This window comes from Streptomyces sp. NPDC002888, from assembly GCF_042888465.1.
Classification (GTDB): Bacteria; Actinomycetota; Actinomycetes; order Streptomycetales; family Streptomycetaceae; genus Streptomyces.
Window position 1 is genome coordinate 51,223 of record NZ_JBIAPU010000010.1, and the last position, 19,036, is coordinate 70,258.

General features: G+C 67.8%; 22 protein-coding genes. 6 read left to right on the forward strand and 16 right to left on the reverse strand.

The features are described from left to right. Positions 1 to 81 precede the first annotated feature (81 nt). From ACFYWX_RS17935 to ACFYWX_RS17965, 7 genes are all read right to left on the reverse strand, one after another. Entirely contained in the window at positions 82 to 834 is a 753-nt protein-coding gene (locus ACFYWX_RS17935) for a histone-like nucleoid-structuring protein Lsr2 (protein WP_389424994.1), read from the reverse strand. Between the two features lie 451 nt (positions 835 to 1,285). Beyond that, a complete protein-coding gene (locus tag ACFYWX_RS17940) occupies positions 1,286 to 1,618 on the reverse strand; it encodes a hypothetical protein (RefSeq protein WP_389424995.1) in 333 nt (110 codons plus the stop codon). Between the two features lie 121 nt (positions 1,619 to 1,739). After that, complete coding sequence (locus ACFYWX_RS17945) at positions 1,740 to 2,648, reverse strand: hypothetical protein (RefSeq protein ID WP_389424996.1); 909 nt, start codon at positions 2,646 to 2,648, stop codon at positions 1,740 to 1,742. A gap of 14 nt (positions 2,649 to 2,662) precedes the next feature. Next, complete coding sequence (locus ACFYWX_RS17950) at positions 2,663 to 3,007, reverse strand: hypothetical protein (RefSeq protein WP_389424997.1); 345 nt, start codon at positions 3,005 to 3,007, stop codon at positions 2,663 to 2,665. 348 nt (positions 3,008 to 3,355) lie between these two features. Next, positions 3,356 to 3,985 carry a hypothetical protein gene (locus ACFYWX_RS17955; RefSeq protein WP_389424998.1) on the reverse strand — a complete coding sequence of 210 codons (630 nt, stop codon included), beginning with the start codon at positions 3,983 to 3,985 and terminating at the stop codon, positions 3,356 to 3,358. Between the two features lie 64 nt (positions 3,986 to 4,049). Beyond that, positions 4,050 to 4,202, reverse strand: coding sequence for a helix-turn-helix domain-containing protein (locus ACFYWX_RS17960; protein ID WP_266409313.1), 153 nt, complete (start codon positions 4,200 to 4,202; stop codon positions 4,050 to 4,052). A gap of 95 nt (positions 4,203 to 4,297) precedes the next feature. Further along, the gene (locus tag ACFYWX_RS17965) at positions 4,298 to 4,840 is read right to left on the reverse strand and encodes a hypothetical protein (protein ID WP_389424999.1); all 543 of its coding nucleotides are present in this window, start codon (positions 4,838 to 4,840) and stop codon (positions 4,298 to 4,300) included. A gap of 130 nt (positions 4,841 to 4,970) precedes the next feature. On the opposite strand from ACFYWX_RS17965, the gene ACFYWX_RS17970 reads away from it, so the two are divergent. Next, complete coding sequence (locus ACFYWX_RS17970) at positions 4,971 to 6,146, forward strand: tyrosine-type recombinase/integrase (protein WP_389425192.1); 1,176 nt, start codon at positions 4,971 to 4,973, stop codon at positions 6,144 to 6,146. A gap of 200 nt (positions 6,147 to 6,346) precedes the next feature. Here the strand turns inward: ACFYWX_RS17970 and ACFYWX_RS17975 are convergent, their stop codons facing one another. Next, positions 6,347 to 7,504, reverse strand: coding sequence for an acyl-CoA dehydrogenase (locus ACFYWX_RS17975; protein WP_389425000.1), 1,158 nt, complete (start codon positions 7,502 to 7,504; stop codon positions 6,347 to 6,349). Between the two features lie 187 nt (positions 7,505 to 7,691). Between ACFYWX_RS17975 and ACFYWX_RS17980 the strand changes: the two genes are divergently transcribed. Beyond that, positions 7,692 to 9,035: a UDP-glucose dehydrogenase family protein gene (locus tag ACFYWX_RS17980; RefSeq protein ID WP_389425001.1), complete on the forward strand. Its 1,344-nt coding sequence runs from the start codon at positions 7,692 to 7,694 to the stop codon at positions 9,033 to 9,035. 109 nt (positions 9,036 to 9,144) lie between these two features. Here the strand turns inward: ACFYWX_RS17980 and ACFYWX_RS17985 are convergent, their stop codons facing one another. Continuing rightward, on the reverse strand, positions 9,145 to 9,651 hold the full coding sequence (locus ACFYWX_RS17985; protein ID WP_389425002.1) for a CGNR zinc finger domain-containing protein: 507 nt from the start codon (positions 9,649 to 9,651) through the stop codon (positions 9,145 to 9,147). 117 nt (positions 9,652 to 9,768) lie between these two features. Here ACFYWX_RS17985 and ACFYWX_RS17990 point away from each other — a divergent pair, with 117 nt between their 5' ends. Together ACFYWX_RS17990 and ACFYWX_RS17995 are read left to right on the forward strand one after the other, a co-directional pair. Then, a complete protein-coding gene (locus tag ACFYWX_RS17990; RefSeq protein ID WP_389425003.1) occupies positions 9,769 to 10,128 on the forward strand; it encodes a VOC family protein in 360 nt (119 codons plus the stop codon). Positions 10,129 to 10,193: 65 nt separating this feature from the next. Continuing rightward, positions 10,194 to 10,598, forward strand: coding sequence for a VOC family protein (locus tag ACFYWX_RS17995; protein ID WP_389425004.1), 405 nt, complete (start codon positions 10,194 to 10,196; stop codon positions 10,596 to 10,598). Between the two features lie 8 nt (positions 10,599 to 10,606). Here the strand turns inward: ACFYWX_RS17995 and ACFYWX_RS18000 are convergent, their stop codons facing one another. Together ACFYWX_RS18000 and ACFYWX_RS18005 are read right to left on the reverse strand one after the other, a co-directional pair. Then, positions 10,607 to 11,716 carry a dipeptidase gene (locus tag ACFYWX_RS18000; protein WP_389425005.1) on the reverse strand — a complete coding sequence of 370 codons (1,110 nt, stop codon included), beginning with the start codon at positions 11,714 to 11,716 and terminating at the stop codon, positions 10,607 to 10,609. Positions 11,717 to 11,838: 122 nt separating this feature from the next. Further along, complete coding sequence (locus ACFYWX_RS18005) at positions 11,839 to 12,198, reverse strand: MerR family transcriptional regulator (protein ID WP_389425006.1); 360 nt, start codon at positions 12,196 to 12,198, stop codon at positions 11,839 to 11,841. A gap of 50 nt (positions 12,199 to 12,248) precedes the next feature. Here ACFYWX_RS18005 and ACFYWX_RS18010 point away from each other — a divergent pair, with 50 nt between their 5' ends. Beyond that, positions 12,249 to 13,391: an alkene reductase gene (locus tag ACFYWX_RS18010; RefSeq protein WP_389425007.1), complete on the forward strand. Its 1,143-nt coding sequence runs from the start codon at positions 12,249 to 12,251 to the stop codon at positions 13,389 to 13,391. On the opposite strand, the gene ACFYWX_RS18015 is transcribed toward ACFYWX_RS18010, so the two are convergent. The 3 genes from ACFYWX_RS18015 to ACFYWX_RS18025 are packed head-to-tail and all read right to left on the reverse strand — an operon-like array spanning position 13,340 to position 16,184. Further along, the gene (locus tag ACFYWX_RS18015) at positions 13,340 to 14,518 is read right to left on the reverse strand and encodes a dipeptidase (RefSeq protein WP_389425008.1); all 1,179 of its coding nucleotides are present in this window, start codon (positions 14,516 to 14,518) and stop codon (positions 13,340 to 13,342) included. The genes ACFYWX_RS18010 and ACFYWX_RS18015 overlap by 52 nt on opposite strands. A gap of 5 nt (positions 14,519 to 14,523) precedes the next feature. Continuing rightward, on the reverse strand, positions 14,524 to 15,048 hold the full coding sequence (purE, locus tag ACFYWX_RS18020; protein WP_389425009.1) for a 5-(carboxyamino)imidazole ribonucleotide mutase: 525 nt from the start codon (positions 15,046 to 15,048) through the stop codon (positions 14,524 to 14,526). Then, entirely contained in the window at positions 15,045 to 16,184 is a 1,140-nt protein-coding gene (locus tag ACFYWX_RS18025) for a 5-(carboxyamino)imidazole ribonucleotide synthase (RefSeq protein ID WP_389425010.1), read from the reverse strand. Before ACFYWX_RS18025 ends, purE begins: the two co-directional genes overlap by 4 nt. Before the next feature lie 196 nt (positions 16,185 to 16,380). Between ACFYWX_RS18025 and ACFYWX_RS18030 the strand changes: the two genes are divergently transcribed. Beyond that, positions 16,381 to 16,881: a GtrA family protein gene (locus tag ACFYWX_RS18030; protein WP_389425011.1), complete on the forward strand. Its 501-nt coding sequence runs from the start codon at positions 16,381 to 16,383 to the stop codon at positions 16,879 to 16,881. A gap of 52 nt (positions 16,882 to 16,933) precedes the next feature. Here ACFYWX_RS18030 and ACFYWX_RS18035 read toward each other — a convergent pair whose 3' ends face one another. Beyond that, positions 16,934 to 18,211 carry an ATP-binding protein gene (locus ACFYWX_RS18035; protein WP_389425012.1) on the reverse strand — a complete coding sequence of 426 codons (1,278 nt, stop codon included), beginning with the start codon at positions 18,209 to 18,211 and terminating at the stop codon, positions 16,934 to 16,936. A gap of 30 nt (positions 18,212 to 18,241) precedes the next feature. Next, positions 18,242 to 18,919 carry a response regulator transcription factor gene (locus tag ACFYWX_RS18040; protein ID WP_037677291.1) on the reverse strand — a complete coding sequence of 226 codons (678 nt, stop codon included), beginning with the start codon at positions 18,917 to 18,919 and terminating at the stop codon, positions 18,242 to 18,244. Positions 18,920 to 19,036 lie beyond the last annotated feature (117 nt).

Consider the following 19,036-nt stretch of genomic DNA (forward strand, 5'->3'; position numbering starts at 1 on the left):
CTATCTCGAAAAGGGTTGGTTGGTTGGCCTCTGGCCGGGGAGGCCGGGCGCACTCCGCGCCCGGCACGGCGGGGGCGGCACTCAGGCCGCTGCCGCTTTTCCCTCCGACGCGTCCCGGTGCGTCAGTTCGTAGGCGTGGCGCACGTGCATGGGGATGCGTCCCTTGGTGGGAACTGCGTAGCCGTTCTCTCGCGCCCATGCCCGCACGGCACGGTTCCGCTCCCGTTCGCTCATCCCGGAACGGTCGACCTTGGCAGCCTCCGGAAGCGGGTCACCACCGACCAACTCACCTGAGCGAACAGCCGACTTGAAGCGTCCAGGTTCCCGCACGTCCATCACGGGAATGGCCCGCTCGGATGCGTCTCGCAGCTTGGTGGCGTTCCGGTCGCCACCCTCCCCCAGGATCAGCAGAACCGTGCTGTCATCGGCACGGCCGACCACCTCATAGCCAAGGTTGCGGACCGCTTCCCGCGCGTCGTCCCACTCGTAACCCGGCACCTCACCGGCGATCATCACGGACAACACAGGTTCAGGGTCGGTCGACACTTCCGGCTCCGGCTCCGGCTCCGGCTCCGGCTCCGGCTCCGGCTCCGGCTCCGGCTCCGAGACAGGCTCAGCAACCGGCACGCGCTCAACCGGCGCACCCTTGGCAGTCTCAGGCACACCAAGAGCGTCCATCAGGTACCTGCCGAACAGGATGTCGTGCTCAAGGCAGAGGTCCCACGTGTGCGCGCCCAGGGTAAGAGTCGTGCCCGCTTCTTCCTCACTGCCATCACGCGCTATGTGGGCGTCGCACAGAACCTTTTCCACGGGCATGAGCACGGTCTTACGCATAGCGCTGCATTCCTTTGTTAGGGCGGAGGTCTCAGCGAGCGTCCGGAGCGTTGCTCTACGGCTGCCCGCTTGATCTCCATTCTCCCCCACCCCTATCACGGAACGGTAACTAACGAATAACTGAAGTATTACTCAATTGTTTATGAATGACGGGGGTAATGGTAATTAGATAAAGAATAGGACCCACCGGGGGTGCTGTCCTTCCATCGCGTTTGCCAATCAAATCCCCAAAGCCCGGCAGTTCACATCTGGCGGCATCCATAACACTTCTTCGGCTGATGCTTCAGTTTGTCGCCCCAGGGATGCACTTCCCCGGAAAGTTCCCACCCGACGTGAATAGCGAACTCCTCGACACATTCCGAGCACTGGGGCTCACCCCATGGGCACTCATAGCCAGCCCGATGCGTGCCGTCGTGGGTTCCTGCTGCCCCGGCCTTGGCCGCTCGTCTGCTCACTCGTCCCCCTCGAAGGCCCAGCCCAGCCGCTTCATGCCGTCGGCCGTCAAGCCAAGGGCCGTAGCCAACTGGCGGAACTCGGTGAGGTGATCGCGGGTAGCGGTGCCGTCAAGGATCTTGCCGTAATAGGTCAGCATGACTGCCACAGTCGGGACGTAGGACTCATCCCAGCGCGCGGACTGAGGACTGCTCCACCATTGATGCCATTGCTCGGATTCGGCATCTGACCAATCCCTTACCGATGGCAGATCAGGAACGGGCAGGCCGTGATCGTTCGGCAGCACATCCAATCCCTTGTATCGAGAGTGCGGCGAATCTGGGTTACGCATTTTCGGCATGGTCCCTCCGGTTTCCGTTACGCGCCGTCGACGGCCGGCGCAGGCTTCTGATCCACGGACAGTGAGAAGAACGGGCCCCCGCTGGTCGGCAGGGGCCCGAACTAATCAAGGGTTAGGCAGTAGGCCAAGTGACAGCAGCCTTGACAATTCCCTTGGTCGGCTTCGACTCATCAAAGGTGTTGTCGGTCTTCTTGGTATCCAGCTCCGGGTATCGCACGATCTTGCCGCCGTACAGATGCAGGGTGTCGATGTAGTCAGCCCTGTACTTCTCCGACTGTCCCTCACGGAAGCCCGTGAACTGGCTTGCGTAGGTGGCGAACTCCGAGTGACCGGCCACGATGTCCACACCGGCGGGCATGGCCGTAGTGGTCAGGATCGTGAACCCGGCGAGGCGGGCGACAACGCCATTGGCGGTCACGCCACCTTCGCCGTAGGCAGCAGCATTAGCCACGGCCGGATGCTCGATGAGGTATCGCTTCACGCGCGGCGAGACCACCACGTAACGGCCTGCCGGGATGTCGTTGTCATCCAGGGCCAGCATCATGTCCAGAATCGCGCTGTACAGGATCTGAGGGATGTTGTCGGCGGTCGGCGCGATGGCCGGAAGCGCCGTCGCCCCGGTGGCGATGATGTTGCCCATGAAGGTGTCGGCCTCACGGGCCAGGGCTCGAATCATCTGCTGGTTGATCGGCGAGCCAAGGCCCCCAGCGAGCTGGACCCGTTCCGCATCTTCGACAAGAACCTGAAGGTACTTCGCCTCAGTAATTGTGAGCTTCTGATCCACGGCTTCCGGCCGCTGTGCGGTCATACCGTCGGCGATCGTGTAATCACCCACGGTCGGCCGAAGAAGGCTGTTGATGTGAACCACATCGCCCTTCTTGCGGATCTCTCCTTCGTACTTGTTATTCGCCACGAACGGAGACGCCCAGACCAGAAGCGGGTCAAATGCTACGAGAAGTTCGGCATCCCAGATCTCGGGAATGAAAGTGGTAGTTCCGGGCTGCTGGTAGGCAAGAGTCATACAGGTACTCCTAATTAGCGCTTACGAACATCGAGAGAAACACGGCGACGCTCCGGAATCGGGCTGCCGTCGCGGTTGTGACCGGCCCCGACAAGTTGGGGAAACGTCGGGTCCTTGGGCTTGAAAGGCACCAGGGCCTTATCCATGGCATCAGTCGATGGCTTGCCATCTTCACCAAGCAACTTGGAAGCGTCCAGGTAATCCGTGAATCCGTCAGGGAGATTGATTCCGACCTGGGCGGCATGATTCTTGAGTTCAGCCCGCGCCAGCTGCCCCGCATATTCCCGCTCGACCTCGGCCCGAATGGAATCGGAAGGGTCGGCCGGCGTGGCCTCGAAAATCCGTTCCGCGTCGCTCATGGCGACACCTCCTAGAGAACTAATCAACGTGAAGGGAAGAAGTAGAGAGAAGGGCCGCCTAAGAGCGGCCCTATACCTCACAAGAGGACAACGTAAGAGAAGACACTGCCCCCCCTTACCCCCCACTGTGAACGATGCAAGTAGGAAGTAAGGGGAGGAGTGTTTCTCTACGTTGTCCCTCTCACAGGGAGGTGTCCGCAGAGCCTCATAACGACTTAGGAACTGCCCAGCCCGCAGGCCGTGCCAGAGGCACACCGCCGAGTGTGCATGGCCCCAGAGGATCGCTCCTCCACTGTTCTGAATTAATGCGACACAGGAGGAGGCCGCCCGGAGGTGGCTTCCCTCACGTCACGTCCCTGTGGTGTTGATACGGCCCCACACTTCCCGGTAGCCCGACAGATCTTGTTCCGTCAGGCCATCGAAGTCGTACACAAGGTTTCTGTTCCGGCTTACGTGGATGCCCGCATACCTCAAACGCCGCGTACGGGCCTTGGCGGGCTTTTGGTGGGTCTCGCAATACCTCCGGGGGCGTCCACGTTTCCGTGTCGCCTGCGAGGCGTACAAAGGCTCACGGCATCCGACCCATCGGCAGGACTCTGGGGGATAGTTCCGACGTTCCACCACGTAGCCGGAACCGTGCCGCGCACCCGCCTCATCTGCTGCGGAGAGCAGAGAAAGCAATTCGCCATAGTGGTCCGGATCATCCGCACCGGGGCGCTGTTGCATGACGGATTGCATCTCTCGGTGGCTCAACTCAGGATCAAATGTGGGAAGAGTCGCCACGATGGGAGCCCAGCACAGGGAGACCATCCCGGTATGAGCTATCGCTATCCGCTCGAACTCCGTTTCCGTCTGCTCGGCCCAGAGGCTCGGCCATTCCTCGGATGCTTCTTCACCGGCAGCCTCTAGTAGTGCATCCGCGTGGCGCTCCAGCTCGGCCTGGCCAGGTTCGTCCACAGGTGGAATCGTCTTGGTCACGTAGTCCTCTCAGTAAACAAAAAGCCCCCGAATTCCCTCGGGGGCGTTCACTACTGGCAATTCTTCAGTTCTGTTCGTCCAGCCATTTTTCCAAGTCAGCCGGTCGACAGCGGAGGGACTGACCCACCTTCCGGAACGGGATCTGTTCGTCCTTCCAATTCCCGTACACCCACGACCGGGGCTTGTTCAGGTAATCGGCAACATCACCAACGGTCATCAGCTTGGTCAATCGACTCTCCAGAAAAAGAAAGCCCCCGAGTCGCCTCGGGGGCTCAATTTTGATATGGAATTAAGAGCTAGCGGTGGCGCAGGCTAGTCCTCTCCGCTCCCCATGGATTCCAAGACCCTCAATGTCTTCTCGGTCAGGTCTCCTCCAGCTTTCCCTGCCACAGTGCTGAGGTAGCCTTCGCGCCGAGCTTTCTTCAAGTGGTCCTTTATGGTCTCTGGCTGACGACCGATCATGACTGCCAATTTCCGCACCGGGGCCACCGCTCCCGTGTCCGCCATCGCCTTGTATGTAGACGCGAGCATGGCCAAGTACCTCTCCGAGACGCCTTCACTGGCCAACAGCAACTCAGCCGCCTCACCCGCCTCGGTGAGCTTCTTGGCTGCGGTCTCCAGGGTGCTCTGAGCCTCCGGTGCCATCTTGGCCAGGTTCAGGGCCGCCGCGAGATCCAGCCTGCGCAGCACGGTCGTGGAGATGCCCCGCGCCACGTCGCGCGCGGGTGCGTCGGCGGCCGACTCGATGGTGATGCGTTGAGGCCCGCCAGTCACGGGCCCTGTGGGCCACCACATCCGAATCGTCCACCCCCCTTGCTGCTGCTCGATCTCGAAGCCGCTCTCATCTGCTCGCATACCCTCAGAGTACACCACCCCGGGTGTTCCACCTAGGGTTGACAACACAGGGTGGACAAGCTCAGTCTGAAGTTAGGTGCTCCCGGCGCATCGGCGAGCACTCCCCTTGGACAGAAAGGCCAGCACCTCCGTGGCTAGAGCTTGGGTTGCGCGTTCGAAGGACGACCCGAAGAAGTGGACGACGTACTGGTACGACCCAGACGGCAAGCAGCGGCAGAAGACCTTCGAGACCAAGAAGCGAGCCGACGACCAGCGCAAGCGCAAGGAACAGGAACTCGATGCCGGTACCTACCTGGACGACCGATTGGGCAAGCAGCCCGTGACGGCTGTCTGGGAACAGTGGACGAATCAAAGGAAGCTGGAGAACAGCACCAAGAAGCAGTACCGGTCCATCCAGAAGACAACCCTTGAACCGTTCTTCAAGGCCCGTTCCATCGTGTCCCTCAAGGTCGCTGACGTTGAGCAGTGGCTCTTGTGGATGGAACAGGACCGGAAGCTCTCCGCTCGCACACGGCGTCAGCGGTTCTCGTTCTTCTCCGGGATGATGGACTGGGCTGTCGTCAACGAGATCATCGGCCGGAACCCGTGCAAGAAGGTCAAGGGCGCGGGCAGCCGCGCCAAGGAGATCCGGGAGCACAAGAGCACCGCGCGGCGACTCACGACGCGGGAAGTCCTGGCGATGCTCGATGCCGCTCCTCCGCGATACCGCGCGATGCTGTGGCTCATGGCCGGGTGCGGCCTGCGGTTGGGTGAGGCCATGGCGGTGTCCCGCGATCAAATCGACTTCAAGGCCGAGACGCTTCGCGTCGACTTCCAGATTGCGGAGGACGGAGACACCGCATCGGGGAAGAACAGCGCGATCCAGCGTCGGCACATCAAGGCTCGTGACGAAGGCGAGCCAGGGCGTTCCGTCCCCCTCCCGCCGAACGTCGCCTTCGAGCTTCGGCGGCACATCAGGAACCACGGCGTATGGGGGCCGGAACGGCTTCTCTTCCCCAACGTGACGCGGACTGGCTACCTCTACGCGTCGTACTTCTACCCGAAGATCTGGATGGAGGCTCTGGGCAAGGGACAGGTGAAGTACTGCAAGGCTCACTCGCTCCGGCACTACTACGGGTCGCGGCTGCTGTACGCCGGAGTCCCCGAGAACGACGTGGCCGACTGGATGGGCCACAGCAGTACTGACGTGCTCAGGGAGCACTACCACTACATCTTCGAAGGGGCCGAGCAGCGCGGCCGTGCAGCCATCGCAACCATGCTGACGCCCGGCGCGGACGACCCCACGGAGGCGACAGAGGTCGCCTGATCCACGTACGACAACAGCCCCCGGCAAGTACGCCGGGGGCTGTGTTGTTTGTGCAGGTCAGTGGCCGTTTTCAGCCCGGCATCCACCCAGGATTCCCCCAGCATGACGCCCAGGAACGGTCCTGATCGGGCCGCAACGGGCAGAAAGCCGAGGGCGTCCCTCCGGACCTTCGAAACAGCTTCTGACCTGCAAAAACCCTGCTAAGGCAGGTTCCTCGCCATCACGATCCGCTGCACTTGATTCGTTCCTTCATAAATCTGGGTGATCTTGGCGTCGCGCATCATGCGCTCCACCGGGTAGTCACGGGTGTAGCCGTAGCCGCCGAGGAGCTGCACCGCGTCCGTGGTGACCTCCATGGCGACGTCGGAGGCGAAGCACTTGGCAGCCGCGCCCTGGAAGGTGAGGTCGCTGTCGCCGCGCTCGGACTTGGCGGCGGCGGCGTACGTCAGCTGGCGGGCGGCCTCGATCTTCATGGCCATGTCGGCGAGCATGAACTGGATGCCCTGGAAGTCGGCGATCGGCTTGCCGAACTGCTTGCGCTCGCGGACGTAGCCCTTGGCGTAGTCGAGGGCGCCCTGGGCGACACCGAGGGCCTGCGCGGCGATCGTGATGCGGGTGTGGTCGAGGGTCTTCATCGCCGTCGCGAAGCCGGTGCCCTCCTCGCCGATCATGCGGTCGGCCGGGATGCGCACGTTGTCGAGGTACACCTCGCGGGTCGGCGAGCCCTTGATGCCGAGCTTCTTCTCCGGGGCACCGAAGGAGACACCCGGGTCGGACTTCTCCACGACGAAGGCCGAGATGCCCTTCGAGCGCTTCTCGGGGTCGGTGACCGCCATCACCGTGTAGTAGTCGGAGACGCCCGCGTTGGTGATCCAGCGCTTCACGCCGTTGAGGACGTAGTGGTCGCCGTCACGGACCGCCTTCGTCTTCATGCCGGCCGCGTCCGAACCCGCGTCGGGCTCGGAGAGCGCGTACGAGAACAGCGCGTCGCCCTTGGCCAGCGGGGTCAGGTACCTCTTCTTCAGGTCCTCCGAGCCGGAGAGGATCACCGGCAGGGAGCCCAGCTTGTTCACCGCCGGGATAAGGGAGGAGGACACACAGACGCGCGCCACCTCCTCGATGACGATCACCGTCGCCAGCGCGTCCGCGCCCGCGCCGCCGTACTCCTCGGGTACGTGCACGGCGTGCAGGTCATTGGTGACGAGCGCGTCCAGCGCCTCCTGCGGGAAGCGGGCCTCCTCGTCCACCGCTGCGGCGTACGGCGCGATCTTCGCCTCGGCCAGCGAACGGATCGCGTCCCGGAGCATGTCGTGCTCCTCGGACGGGCGGTACAGGTCGAAGTCAGCCGATCCGGCCAAGGTCTCTCACGCTCCAAAAAGGCTGGGGTGATCTCGCTAATTACCGTTAAGTAACTCAAATTTTAGAGGTCCGCCCACGCGACTGATACGTGACCTTGGCGACAAGGGGAATCTGCCCGGTGAATCGCCCCGGCACGCCCCGACTATGCTCGGGCCCGCACCGACGACATCCAGACCAGGAGCACCCATGGCCCTCAAGATCACCGTGATCGGCACCGGTTATCTCGGCGCCACGCACGCCGCGGCCATGGCCGAACTCGGTTTCGAGGTGCTCGCCCTGGACGTCGTCCGCGAGAAGATCGAGAAACTGGAGCGGGGCGAGGCCCCGATGTACGAGCCCGGTCTGGAGGAGTTGCTGCGCCGGCATGTCGCCGGATTCCAGGGTACGACCGGGCGGCTGCGCTTCACCCAGGACTGGGCGGAGATCGGCGCGTTCGGCGACGTCCACTTCGTCTGCGTGAACACCCCGCAGAAGCACGGCGAGTACGCCTGCGACATGTCGTACGTCGAGTCCGCGATCGCCTCGCTCGCTCCGCACCTGCAGGGGCCCGCCCTCGTCGTCGGCAAGTCCACGGTGCCCGTCGGTTCCGCCGACCGTCTGGCCGCCTACCTGGCCGAGAACGCGCCGGCCGGCGCGGACGCCGAGCTGGCCTGGAACCCGGAGTTCCTCCGTGAGGGCTTCGCCGTGGACGACACCCTGCACCCCGACCGGATCGTGGTCGGCGTGCGCAGCGAGCGCGCCGAGAAGCTGCTGCGCGAGGTGTACGCCACCCCGGTCGAGGAGGGATCGCCGTTCGTCGTGACGGACTTCCCGACCTCCGAGCTGGTGAAGACCTCCGCGAACTCCTTCCTCGCCACCAAGATCTCCTTCATCAACGCGATGGCGGAGGTCTGCGAGGCCGCCGGCGGCGACGTCGCCAAGCTCGCCGAGGCCATCGGCTACGACGACCGGATCGGGAAAAAGTTCCTGCGGGCCGGGATCGGGTTCGGCGGCGGCTGCCTGCCGAAGGACATCCGTGCCTTCATGGCCCGGGCCGGTGAGCTGGGCGCCGACCAGGCGCTGACCTTCCTGCGCGAGATCGACTCCATCAACATGCGTCAGCGCGGCCAGATGGTGGAGCTGGCCCGGCAGATACTGGGCGGCGGCCCCTTCCTGGGCAAGCGCGTCGCGGTGCTCGGCGCCACCTTCAAGCCCGACTCCGACGACGTGCGGGACTCCCCCGCGCTGAACGTCGCCGGGCAGATCCACCTCCAGGGCGGCCAGGTGACCGTCTACGACCCGAAGGGCATGGAGAACGCCCGCAGGGTCTTCCCCACCCTGGGCTACGCCGACTCGGCGCTGGAGGCCGTCCGGGGCGCCGACGTCGTCCTGCACCTGACCGAGTGGCGGGAGTTCCGCGAGCTGGACCCGGCCGCGCTGGGCGAGGTCGCGGCGGCCCGGGTGATCCTCGACGGGCGCAACGCCCTCGACCCGGAAGTGTGGCGCAAGGCCGGCTGGACGTACCGGGCGATGGGACGGCCGACCGCCTGACCCTGCCATGACGACGACGCCGGTTCGGCCGAGGCTCAGTCGGCCGAACCGGCGTCTGTCTGCATTCTGCCCCACGGGAGAGGCGCATGGCCGATGAACTCCCTGTGGATCACCCCTCCTTGGCCCGGTACCTGCGCATCTTCGCGCGGGCCCCGCACACCTGCATCGAGCACCAGCGGCTGCGTCCGGCCGGGCTGCGGTCGTAGTACGCCCAGTGGCAGGTCACGGCCTCGCAGGCCTTCAGCCGGGTCCAGGTGCTCGCGACGAGCGCCTCGGCGACGGCCGCGGCGACACGGGAGGGCAGCGGGCCCGCGTCACCGGGTGCGAGGCGGGCCGAGCCGTCCCGTGCGTCGACCGTCACGAGCAGAGGGGCCGCCGCGAGCAGGTCGCCCAGCGGGGTGACCGTGCGGTGCGGGAGGTGGCCGGCGTGGGCGAGCAGGGTCGCGCGCAGCGACTCGCGCAGCTCGCGGGCGTACGGCAGGTCGTCCTCGGTCAGACCGAAGCGCCGGCGCGCGTCGGCCGTGTCGAGGGCGTCCGTGCCCGTCTCGACGTCCAGCGTGTTCACCAGGGACTCGATCAGAGCCAGGCCGCCCGGCGCGGGCGATCTTTCACTCATGGCTGCACGCTACCTCCCGCATTTCCCCTTGCGACGTTACTGCTTATGCGGCAGCATGCGGTAACGGTTACTGGTTACCTGCTTCTACGGGTAACACCCGCCTTCGAGGAGGAAGTCATGGCTCTCGCCAACCTGGGCACCGTCGTCCTGGACTGCCCCGACCCGCGCGCGCTGGCCGGTTTCTACGCCGAGGTACTGGGCGGCACCGTCGAGGGAGAGGGGGACTGGGTCGACCTGAAGGTGCCCGCAGGACCGTCGCTGGCCTTCCAGGCCGCCCCAGGATTCGTACCACCGGCGTGGCCGGCGGGGGACCACTCGCAGCAGTTCCACCTGGACCTCACCGTGGAGAACCTGGACACGGCCGAGAAGGGCGTGCTCGCGCTGGGCGCGAAGCCGCTGGACGCGGCGGATCCGTCGCGCACGTTCCGTGTGTACGCGGACCCGGCCGGGCACCCGTTCTGTCTCTGCGCCTGCTGAGAAGCTGCGCCTGCTGAGAAGCTGCGCCTGCTGAGAAGCTGCGCCTGACGAGAGCCGGAGGCCCCATGCCGTCCGTGGCACGTATCCGCAACGTCGTGATCGACTGCCCCGACCCGCGCGCGCTCGCCGACTTCTACGCCCGGGTCGGCGGCGGCACGCCCCGGTCGGAGGACGACGACTGGGTCGTCCTGCAGATCCCTGAGGGGCCGCGGCTCGCCTTCCAGCGGGTCGAGGGCCTCACCCCGCCCGAGTGGCCGCGCGCCGACAGCAACGCCCAGCAGTTCCACCTGGACTTCGACGCCGGAGCCACCTGGGAGGAGTTCGACGCGGCCCACGAGAAGGTACTGGCGCTGGGCGCGCGGCCACTGGACCTGGAGGACCGGGAGAAGAAGGACTTCCAGGTGTACGCCGACCCGGCGGGGCACCCCTTCTGCCTGTGCCGGATCGAGAACCCGGAGGGTCTGGAGTAGGGCCTGGTTCAGCCGTCGAGCTCGGCGATCTTCGCCGTCGACGGTTCCCTGCGCTGCTGGGCCGCCTTGGCGGTGAAGTCGGCGGTGCGCAGGGCGCGCTGGACGTTGCCCCAGGTGAGGAGGGCGATGTCCGGCTCGGACCAGCCGCGGCGGAGCAGTTCGGCGATGAGGCGGGGGTAGCAGGAGGCGTCGGCGAGGTCCTGGGGGTGCGCGGCGCCGGAGTCGTAGGTGCCGGACAGGCCGACGCACTGCGGTCCGGCGACCTCGCGGACGTGGTCGATGTGGTCGGCGACGTCACGGACCGTCGGGCCGGTCTGCTCGGCGGTCAACGGCACCATGCACACACCCTTGGCGGCGCCCAGCTCGGCGAGCAGGTCGTCGGGGAGGTTGGCAGGGTGGGGGCGCAGCTCGCGGGCGGCGGAGCGGGTGCACAGCACCGGCGCCTTGGAGAGCGCGAGCGCGCGGCGGATCGTGGCCTCGGAGGCACCGGAGAGGTCGGCGAGGACCCCGAGCCGGTTCATCTCGCGCACGACCTCCTCGCCGAACCGGGTCAGTCCCGCCTCACTCGCCCAGGACGTGCCGGAGAGCGTGAGGACGCGCAGGCCGAGGGAGTGCAGGACGCGCAGGATGCTCACGGAGTCGTCGACCGCGGCGGCCGCGGCGGGGCCCAGCAGGACGGCGACCCGGCCGCAGTTGCGGGCGTCGATGACCTGCCCGGCGCTGCGGGCCAGGCGCAGCCCCTCCGGGTGCGTGCCGATCACCGACCGCACGAGGTCCAGCTGCTCCAGGGTGGCCCCGACGGCCCGGTCGGCGGCCAGCCCCTCCGGCAGGTGCAGCGACCACAGCAACGCGGCGACATGGCCCTCGCGCAGCCTCGGCACGTCCGTGTCGACGGCTCTCTCGCCGGCCTCCAGGTCGTACCAGGGCAGGTGCCGCAGCGCCCACGGCAGCCCGCTGTAGCCGTCGGCGACGGGGTGGGCGACGAGGATGGCATGGGCGCGTTCCAGGGGGGCGGCGTCGGGGTCGGAGATGAGGTCGTAGGTGTCGAAGGGATCAGGCAGCTCGTCGAGCTCGCCGACCTCGGGGGTGGTGTGCAGTTCGTCCTGGAGGTCTGCCATAGCGTCTCCGTACGTCGTGATCGGCGTCCTGATCAGCAGTACGGTCACCGTCGCACGGAGCCGAGGGGGGTTCCTGGTGGGTGGGGCGTTCGGGGGTACTCCGCGCGTGCACGCCGGGCCGGTCAGCGGCCCTGGGCCACCTGGATCACCTCGTCCAGGGTGTCCCGGGAGCGGACCAGGTCGCGGATCATCCGGTCGATGCGTTCGCGCTCGGAGGTGAGGTTCTCGACCAGCTTCGGTGTGGCGACGGCGGAGGGGCCGCCGTCGGTGTCGCGCATGCAGGGCAGCAGCTCCGCGATCTTCGAGCTGTGCAGCCCGGCCGCGAACAGCTCCTGGATGCGGACGACCCGGTCGACGGCCGCCTCCGGGTACTCCCGGTGCCCGCCGGGCGTGCGCTCGGGGCGCAGCAGCCCCTGGGTCTCGTAGTAGCGCAGGGAACGCTGGCTCACCCCGGTGTGCCGGGCCAGTTCACCGATCCGCATGGTCACCTCGCCTTGAATCTGACACCAGTGTCAGGTTCTAGCGTACGGTCATGACGCAGACGACGGATCTCTTCGAGCCAGTCCAGGTGGGTCCCGTGGCCCTCCCCAACCGTCTCGTGATGGCCCCCCTGACCAGGAACCGGGCCGACGCCGACGGCACCCCCACCCCGCTCATGGCCGCCTACTACACCCAGCGCGCCTCCGCGGGCCTGATCGTCGCGGAGGCCTCCACGCCGAACGCGGTCGGGCAGACGTACCCGAACATCACGGCGATCCACTCGCCCGCGCACGTGGCCGGCTGGCGACGGGTCACCGAGGCCGTGCGCGAGGCGGGCGGGCGGATGGTCCTCCAGCTCCAGCACGGGGGCCGGATCGGGCATCCGGCGACCAGCGGGCACGCGCCGGTGGCGCCCTCGCCGGTGCCGCTGCCCGAGACGATCTTCACGCCGGAGGGTCACCAACAGGCCGTCGCACCGAGGGAGATGACCCTCGACGAGATCCGCTCCACCGTCGCGGACTTCGCCGAGGCGGCACGCCGGGCGGTCGACGCGGGCTTCGAAGGAGTCGAGGTGCACGGTGCGAACGGCTATCTCCTGCACCAGTTCCTGGCCCGCAACACCAATCACCGCACGGACGGGTACGGCGGCTCGGTGGCCGGGCGGATCCGGTTCGTGGTGGAGGTCGTCGAGGCCGTGGCCGCGGCCGTCGGGCCCGAGAGGGTGGGAGTGCGCCTGTCCCCCGGGAGCACCGTCAACGGGATCGAGGAGGGCGACACCGAGGAGCTGTACCCGGCTCTCGTCGAGCGCCTCCCGCGCGTGGCCTGTCTGCACCTCGTCCGCGCCGAGCCGGACGCCCCGCTGTTCCGGACGATCCGCGCGGCCTGGCCGGGGGCGCTCATCGCCAACCCGCTGCTGCGGGAGCTCACCACGGGGGCCGTCGTGAGCGCGGCCGAGGACCTGCTGGCCGCCGGCGCCGACCTCGTCGCGCTCGGCCGGCCCTTCCTCGCCAACCCCGACCTGGTGACGCGGCTGCGGCTGGGGGCGCCGCTCAACGAGGTGCGGGACCGGTACCTGATGTACGTGGGCGGGGCGACCGGCTACACCGACTACCCCGCCCTGTCCCGGGAATCCGAGGAGTCCGGTCAGCCGTCGAGCGACTCGATCGTCGCGTGGGACGGCCCACGCGTGGCCTGAAGGTCGCGGGCCACGTCCTCCGCCGCGCCCAGCACCCGCACCGCGTTCTGCCAGGTCAGCTTGGCCAGGTCGGTCTTCGACCAGCCTCGGTCGAGGAGTTCCGCGATCAGGTTGGGGTAGCCGGAGACGTCGCTGAGGCCGTCGGGTGTGAAGGCCGTGCCGTCGTAGTCGCCGCCGATGCCGAGGTGGTCGATGCCGGCGACCTCCCGCATGTGGTCGAGGTGGTCGGCGACCGTGGACGCCGTGGCGATCGGGCGGGGCGTGCGCTCCTCGAAGGCGCGGTGGACCTTCATCGCCTCGGCGGTGGTGTCGAGATGGTGGAAGCCGTGGGCGCGCATGTTCGCGTCGGCCTCGGCCGTCCAGTCGACGGCCGCCTGGAGCACGAACTTCGGCACGAACGTCACCATCGCGACGCCGCCGCCCGCGGCCAGCCGCTCCAGCACGTCGTCCGGGATGTTGCGCGGGTGGTCGCACACGGCCCGCGACGAGGAGTGCGAGAAGATCACCGGGGCGCTCGTCGCGTCCAGCGCGTCCAGCATGGTCGTCGCCGCCACGTGGGAGAGGTCGACGAGCATGCCGAGACGGTTCATCTCCCGGACCACCTCGCGCCCGAACGCCGAGAGGCCGCCGACCACCGGTTCGTCCGTCGCCGAGTCCGCCCACGCCACGTTGTCGTTGTGGGTGAGGGTCATGTAGCGCACGCCGAGGCCGTACAACCCCCGCAGGGTGCCGAGGGAGTCGGCGATGGAGTGGCCGCCCTCCGCGCCCATGAGCGAGGCGATACGGCCCTCCGCGCGCGCGTCCTCCATGTCGGCCGCCGTCAGCGCGGCCCGCAGGTCCGCCGGGTAGCGGGCGATCAACTGCCGTACGCAGTCGATCTGTTCCAGCGTCGCGGGGACGGCGTCGGGCAGGTCCGCGCGGACGTACACCGACCAGTACTGCGCGCCGACGCCGCCCTCGCGCAGGCGGGGGATGTCGGTGTGCAGGTGGGCGCTCTGGGAGGTGGCGATGTCACGGGCGTCGAGGTCGTAGCGGACCTGTTGGCGCAGCGCCCACGGGAGGTCGTTGTGCCCGTCGACGACGGGGAACTCCCGCAGCAGCTCCCGGGCTTGTGTCAGGGAGGTCATCCGCGTCATTTCCCGAAGCCGAAGCCGTTGCCCGCGCCCTCGACCTTGGAGCGCAGGCGCTTGCCCTTCTCGGTGGCCTGGTCGTTCAGTTCCTGCTGGAACTCCCGCATGCGGCCGAGGAGTTCCTCGTCGTGCGTGGCGAGGATGCGGGCCGCGAGGAGACCCGCGTTGCGCGCGCCGGCGACCGAGACGGTGGCGACCGGGACACCGGCCGGCATCTGCACGATCGACAGCAGGGAGTCCATGCCGTCCAGGTACTTCAGCGGCACGGGCACGCCGATCACCGGCAGCGGGGTGACCGAGGCGAGCATGCCGGGCAGATGGGCGGCGCCGCCCGCACCCGCGATGATCACCTTGAGGCCCCGGTCCGCGGCCTGCTCGCCGTACGCGACCATCTCGCGCGGCATGCGGTGCGCGGAGACCACGTCGACCTCGTACTCGAGCTCGAACTCGTCGAGCGCCTGGGCGGCGGCCTCCATGACGGGCCAGTCGGAGTCCGAACCCATGACGATGCCAACAACAGGGCTCATTCGGTGATCGTGCCTCTCAGGTAGCCGGCTGCGTGACGGGCGCGCTCCAGCACGTCGTCGAGGTCGTCGCCGTAGGTGTTGACGTGGCCGACCTTGCGGCCGGGCTTCACGTCCTTGCCGTACATGTGGATCTTGAGCTGGGGGTCGCGGGCCATGCAGTGCAGGTACGCGGAGTACATGTCCGGGTAGTCGCCGCCGAGGACGTTGACCATGACGGTCCACCGCGCGCGCGGGCGCGGGTCGCCGAGGGGGAGGTCGAGGACCGCGCGGACGTGGTTGGCGAACTGGGAGGTGATCGCACCGTCCATCGACCAGTGGCCCGAGTTGTGCGGGCGCATCGCCAGCTCGTTGACGAGGATGCGGCCGTCGCGGGTCTGGAACAGCTCGACGGCGAGGTGGCCGACGACACCGAGCTCCTGGGCTATCCGCAGGGCCATCTCCTCGGCGCGCAGGGCGAGGCCCTGGTCGAGGTCGGGGGCCGGGGCGATCACCGTGTCGCAGACGCCGTTGACCTGCCGCGACTCGACGACCGGGTAGGCCACGGCCTGGCCGTGCGGGGAGCGTACGACGTTGGCGGCGAGTTCGCGGACGAAGTCGACCTTCTCCTCCGCGAGCACGGGGACGCCGGCGCGGAAGGGGTCGGCGGCCTCCTCGACGGAGTCCACCACCCACACGCCCTTGCCGTCGTAGCCGCCGCGGACGGTCTTGAGGACGACGGGGAAGCCCGCGCCCTCGGCCGCGAAGGCGCCCACGTCCTGCGGATCGCTCACGATGCGGTGCCGTGGGCACGGCACGCCGATCGCGTCGAGTTTCGCGCGCATCACGCCCTTGTCCTGGGCGTGCACGAGCGCGTCGGGGCCGGGGCGCACGGGGATGCCGTCCGCCTCCAGGGCCCTGAGGTGCTCGGTGGGCACGTGCTCGTGATCGAAGGTGATCACGTCACAGCCGCGCGCGAACTCGCGCAGCGTCTCCAGGTCGCGATAGTCGCCGATGACGACTTCGTTCACGACCTGCGCCGCTGAGTCCTGAGGAGTGTCACTGAGGAGCTTGAACCTGATGCCCAACGGGATGCCCGCTTCGTGTGTCATACGCGCGAGCTGGCCCCCGCCGACCATGCCGACTACCGGGAACGTCACGCCCCTAGGGTATCGGCCAGGCCACGCAGGCCGGATCCCGCGCCTCTTACCCGTCCCTTTCCGGCCTCATAACAGGTGTTTCCCGACCTCTTTCCGAGCTGTGGCCAACGCGTGAGCCGGTCCACAGGCAATCCCTTGAAGGGGTGGATAGCATGGCTGGGTTGACGAATCCGACCGGACGGGGGCCTGTACGACCATGGAACGTGGTTCCTCGGGGCTTCAACGGCTCATGCACGAAGTGGTCAAGTTCGGCGCCGTGGGAGGTGCCGGTCTCCTCGTCAACCTGGGCGTGTTCAACCTGGTACGCCATGTCACCGATCTCCAGGTCGTGCGGGCCAGCGTGATCGCGACCGTCGTCGCGATCATCTTCAACTACATCGGCTTCCGCTACTTCGCGTACCGGGACCGTGACAAGGGCCGCCGCACCAAGGAACTCACGCTGTTCCTGCTGTTCAGCGCGGTCGGCCTGGTCATCGAGAACGGCATCCTGTACGCGGCGACGTACGGCTTCGGCTGGGACAGCCCGCTGCAGAGCAACGTCTTCAAGTTCCTCGGCATCGGCGTCGCGACGCTCTTCCGCTTCTGGTCCTACCGCAGCTGGGTGTTCCGCGCGCTGCCGGCCCGGGAGGCCGTGGCCGACGCGGAATCGTTCCTGGAGGCGGAGGCGAAGGAGAAGCCGAGGACACGCGTCAGCTGACGGGCGCTCCTTCAGCGGGTCTCAGCAGACCGCCGGTTGCTTCGGCCGGTTCTCAGCGGACCGTCGGTTCCTCGTCGTCCGTCGTCAGCGGCCGCTTCAGCGGCGTACGGGACAGGAACAGCCCGAACACCGGCGGCTGGGCCTGGAGCATCTCCAGGCGGCCTCCGTCGGCTTCCGCGAGGTCGCGGGCCACGGCCAGGCCGATGCCCGTGGAGTTGCGTCCGCTGATCGTCCGCTCGAAGATCCGCGCCCCGAGGTCGGCGGGCACGCCGGGGCCCTCGTCGGTCACCTCGATCACGGCCTGGTTGCCGATGACACGGGTGCGCAGCGCCACCGTGCCCCCGCCGTGCATCAGCGAGTTCTCGATCAGCGCCGCCAGCACCTGCGCCACGGCGCCGGGCGTCCCGACGGCCTCGAGGTGGCGCTTGCCCGAGCTGACGATCGCGCGGCCCACGCCGCGGTAGGCAGGGCGCCACTCCGCGAGCTGCTGCTGGATCACCGCGTCGAGGTCGAAGGAGACGGCGGAGCCCGTGCGCGGGTCGCGGGAGTTGGTCAGAAGGCGTTCGACGACGTCCGTCAGGCGCTCCACCTGGGTGAGCGCGATGGTCGCCTCCTCCTTCACCGTGTCCGGGTCGTCGGTGAGGGTGATCTCCTCCAGGCGCATCGACAGCGCGGTGAGCGGCGTACGCAGCTGGTGGGAGGCGTCGGCGGCGAGGCGGCGCTCGGCGGTGAGCATGCGGGCGATGCGTTCGGCGGAGGAGTCGAGGACGTCCGCGACCCGGTCCAGCTCTTGGACCCCGTAGCGCTTGTGACGAGGGCGCGGGTCGCCCGAGCCGAGGCGTTCGGCGGTCTCCGCGAGGTCGGTCAGCGGGGAGGCGAGGCGGTTGGCCTGGCGGATCGCGAGGAGAACGGCGGCGATCACCGCGAGCAGCGCCACCGCGCCGATGATCAGCAGCGTGCGGCCGACCTCCCGGGTGACGGTGGAGCGCGGCTCCTCGACCCGGACGAGCTCGCCCTCCTCGCCCCGCTCCTCGGCGCGGATGACGTCACCGGCCGGTTTGGTGCCGACCTCGATGGTCGGACGTCCGGGGATGGTGATCACGGCGTAGCGGTCCTGTGTGACCTGTTCGCGCAGGATCTCCTCGGTGACGTCCTCCTTGCCGAGCAGCCTGCTGTCGACGATGCCGACCAGCCGTACGGCCTCGGAGTCCACGCGTTCCTGGGCGCTGCTGCTGATCGTGCGGCTCTCGACGATCACCAGGGACACGCCGAAGACCGCGATGACGACGAGAACCACGGCGAGCGTGGACTGGATCAGCCGGCGACGCATGTCCTCTTATCCCACACGGAGCCCGTGGGCTCAGCTCTTCTCGAAGCGGAAGCCCACGCCGCGCACGGTCGCGATGTAGCGGGGGTTCGCCGCGTCGTCGCCGAGCTTCTTGCGCAGCCAGGAGATGTGCATGTCGAGGGTCTTGGTCGACGACCACCAGGTGGTGTCCCAGACCTCGCGCATCAGCTGGTCGCGGGTGACGACCCGGCCCGCGTCCCGCACCAGGACCCGCAGCAGGTCGAACTCCTTGGCGGTGAGCTGGAGCTCCTCGTCGCCCATCCACGCGCGGTGCGACTCGACGTCGATGCGCACGCCGTGGGTGGCGGGTGGCTGCTGCGGTTCGGCGGCGCCGCGCCGCAGCAGGGCCCGGACGCGGGCGAGCAGCTCGGCGAGCCGGAAGGGCTTGGTGACGTAGTCGTCGGCGCCCGCGTCGAGGCCGACCACGGTGTCCACCTCGTCGGCACGCGCGGTCAGGATGAGGATGGGGATGGTGTGCCCCTCGGCGCGCAGGCGGCGAGCCACCTCGAGACCGTCCATGCCGGGCAGGCCGAGGTCCAGCACGACCAGGTCGATGCCGCCCTGGATGCCGGCGTCGAGTGCCGTCGGGCCGTCCTCGCGGACCTCGACCTCGTAACCTTCCCGGCGCAGTGCGCGGGCCAGCGGCTCCGAGATGGACGCGTCGTCCTCGGCGAGCAGTACACGGGTCATGAGCTGATGGTAGTCCGCCCGGTGGTCACTCAGAGGTGTGATCGGCGCCTCTGTTTCTTACCGAGGGACATGCCGGACACACCAGCGCACAGATCCCTCACGGACCCCCCGCATCAC

What these genes read in the sequence shown, in the direction of transcription:
- ACFYWX_RS18035 (WP_389425012.1), bottom strand. Translation starts at nt 18,211, where the DNA reads ATGCGTCGCCGGCTGATCCAGTCCACGCTCGCCGTGGTTCTCGTCGTC.
- ACFYWX_RS17950 (WP_389424997.1), bottom strand. Translation starts at nt 3,007, where the DNA reads ATGAGCGACGCGGAACGGATTTTCGAGGCCACGCCGGCCGACCCTTCC.
- ACFYWX_RS17965 (WP_389424999.1), bottom strand. Translation starts at nt 4,840, where the DNA reads ATGCGAGCAGATGAGAGCGGCTTCGAGATCGAGCAGCAGCAAGGGGGG.
- ACFYWX_RS18005 (WP_389425006.1), bottom strand. Translation starts at nt 12,198, where the DNA reads ATGCGGATCGGTGAACTGGCCCGGCACACCGGGGTGAGCCAGCGTTCC.
- ACFYWX_RS17995 (WP_389425004.1), top strand. Translation starts at nt 10,194, where the DNA reads ATGCCGTCCGTGGCACGTATCCGCAACGTCGTGATCGACTGCCCCGAC.
- ACFYWX_RS17940 (WP_389424995.1), bottom strand. Translation starts at nt 1,618, where the DNA reads ATGCGTAACCCAGATTCGCCGCACTCTCGATACAAGGGATTGGATGTG.
- ACFYWX_RS18015 (WP_389425008.1), bottom strand. Translation starts at nt 14,518, where the DNA reads ATGACCTCCCTGACACAAGCCCGGGAGCTGCTGCGGGAGTTCCCCGTC.
- ACFYWX_RS17960 (WP_266409313.1), bottom strand. Translation starts at nt 4,202, where the DNA reads ATGACCGTTGGTGATGTTGCCGATTACCTGAACAAGCCCCGGTCGTGG.
- ACFYWX_RS18010 (WP_389425007.1), top strand. Translation starts at nt 12,249, where the DNA reads ATGACGCAGACGACGGATCTCTTCGAGCCAGTCCAGGTGGGTCCCGTG.
- ACFYWX_RS18000 (WP_389425005.1), bottom strand. Translation starts at nt 11,716, where the DNA reads ATGGCAGACCTCCAGGACGAACTGCACACCACCCCCGAGGTCGGCGAG.
- ACFYWX_RS17980 (WP_389425001.1), top strand. Translation starts at nt 7,692, where the DNA reads ATGGCCCTCAAGATCACCGTGATCGGCACCGGTTATCTCGGCGCCACG.
- purE (WP_389425009.1), bottom strand. Translation starts at nt 15,048, where the DNA reads ATGAGCCCTGTTGTTGGCATCGTCATGGGTTCGGACTCCGACTGGCCC.
- ACFYWX_RS18040 (WP_037677291.1), bottom strand. Translation starts at nt 18,919, where the DNA reads ATGACCCGTGTACTGCTCGCCGAGGACGACGCGTCCATCTCGGAGCCG.
- ACFYWX_RS17990 (WP_389425003.1), top strand. Translation starts at nt 9,769, where the DNA reads ATGGCTCTCGCCAACCTGGGCACCGTCGTCCTGGACTGCCCCGACCCG.
- ACFYWX_RS17945 (WP_389424996.1), bottom strand. Translation starts at nt 2,648, where the DNA reads ATGACTCTTGCCTACCAGCAGCCCGGAACTACCACTTTCATTCCCGAG.
- ACFYWX_RS17985 (WP_389425002.1), bottom strand. Translation starts at nt 9,651, where the DNA reads ATGAGTGAAAGATCGCCCGCGCCGGGCGGCCTGGCTCTGATCGAGTCC.
- ACFYWX_RS18030 (WP_389425011.1), top strand. Translation starts at nt 16,381, where the DNA reads ATGGAACGTGGTTCCTCGGGGCTTCAACGGCTCATGCACGAAGTGGTC.
- ACFYWX_RS17935 (WP_389424994.1), bottom strand. Translation starts at nt 834, where the DNA reads ATGCGTAAGACCGTGCTCATGCCCGTGGAAAAGGTTCTGTGCGACGCC.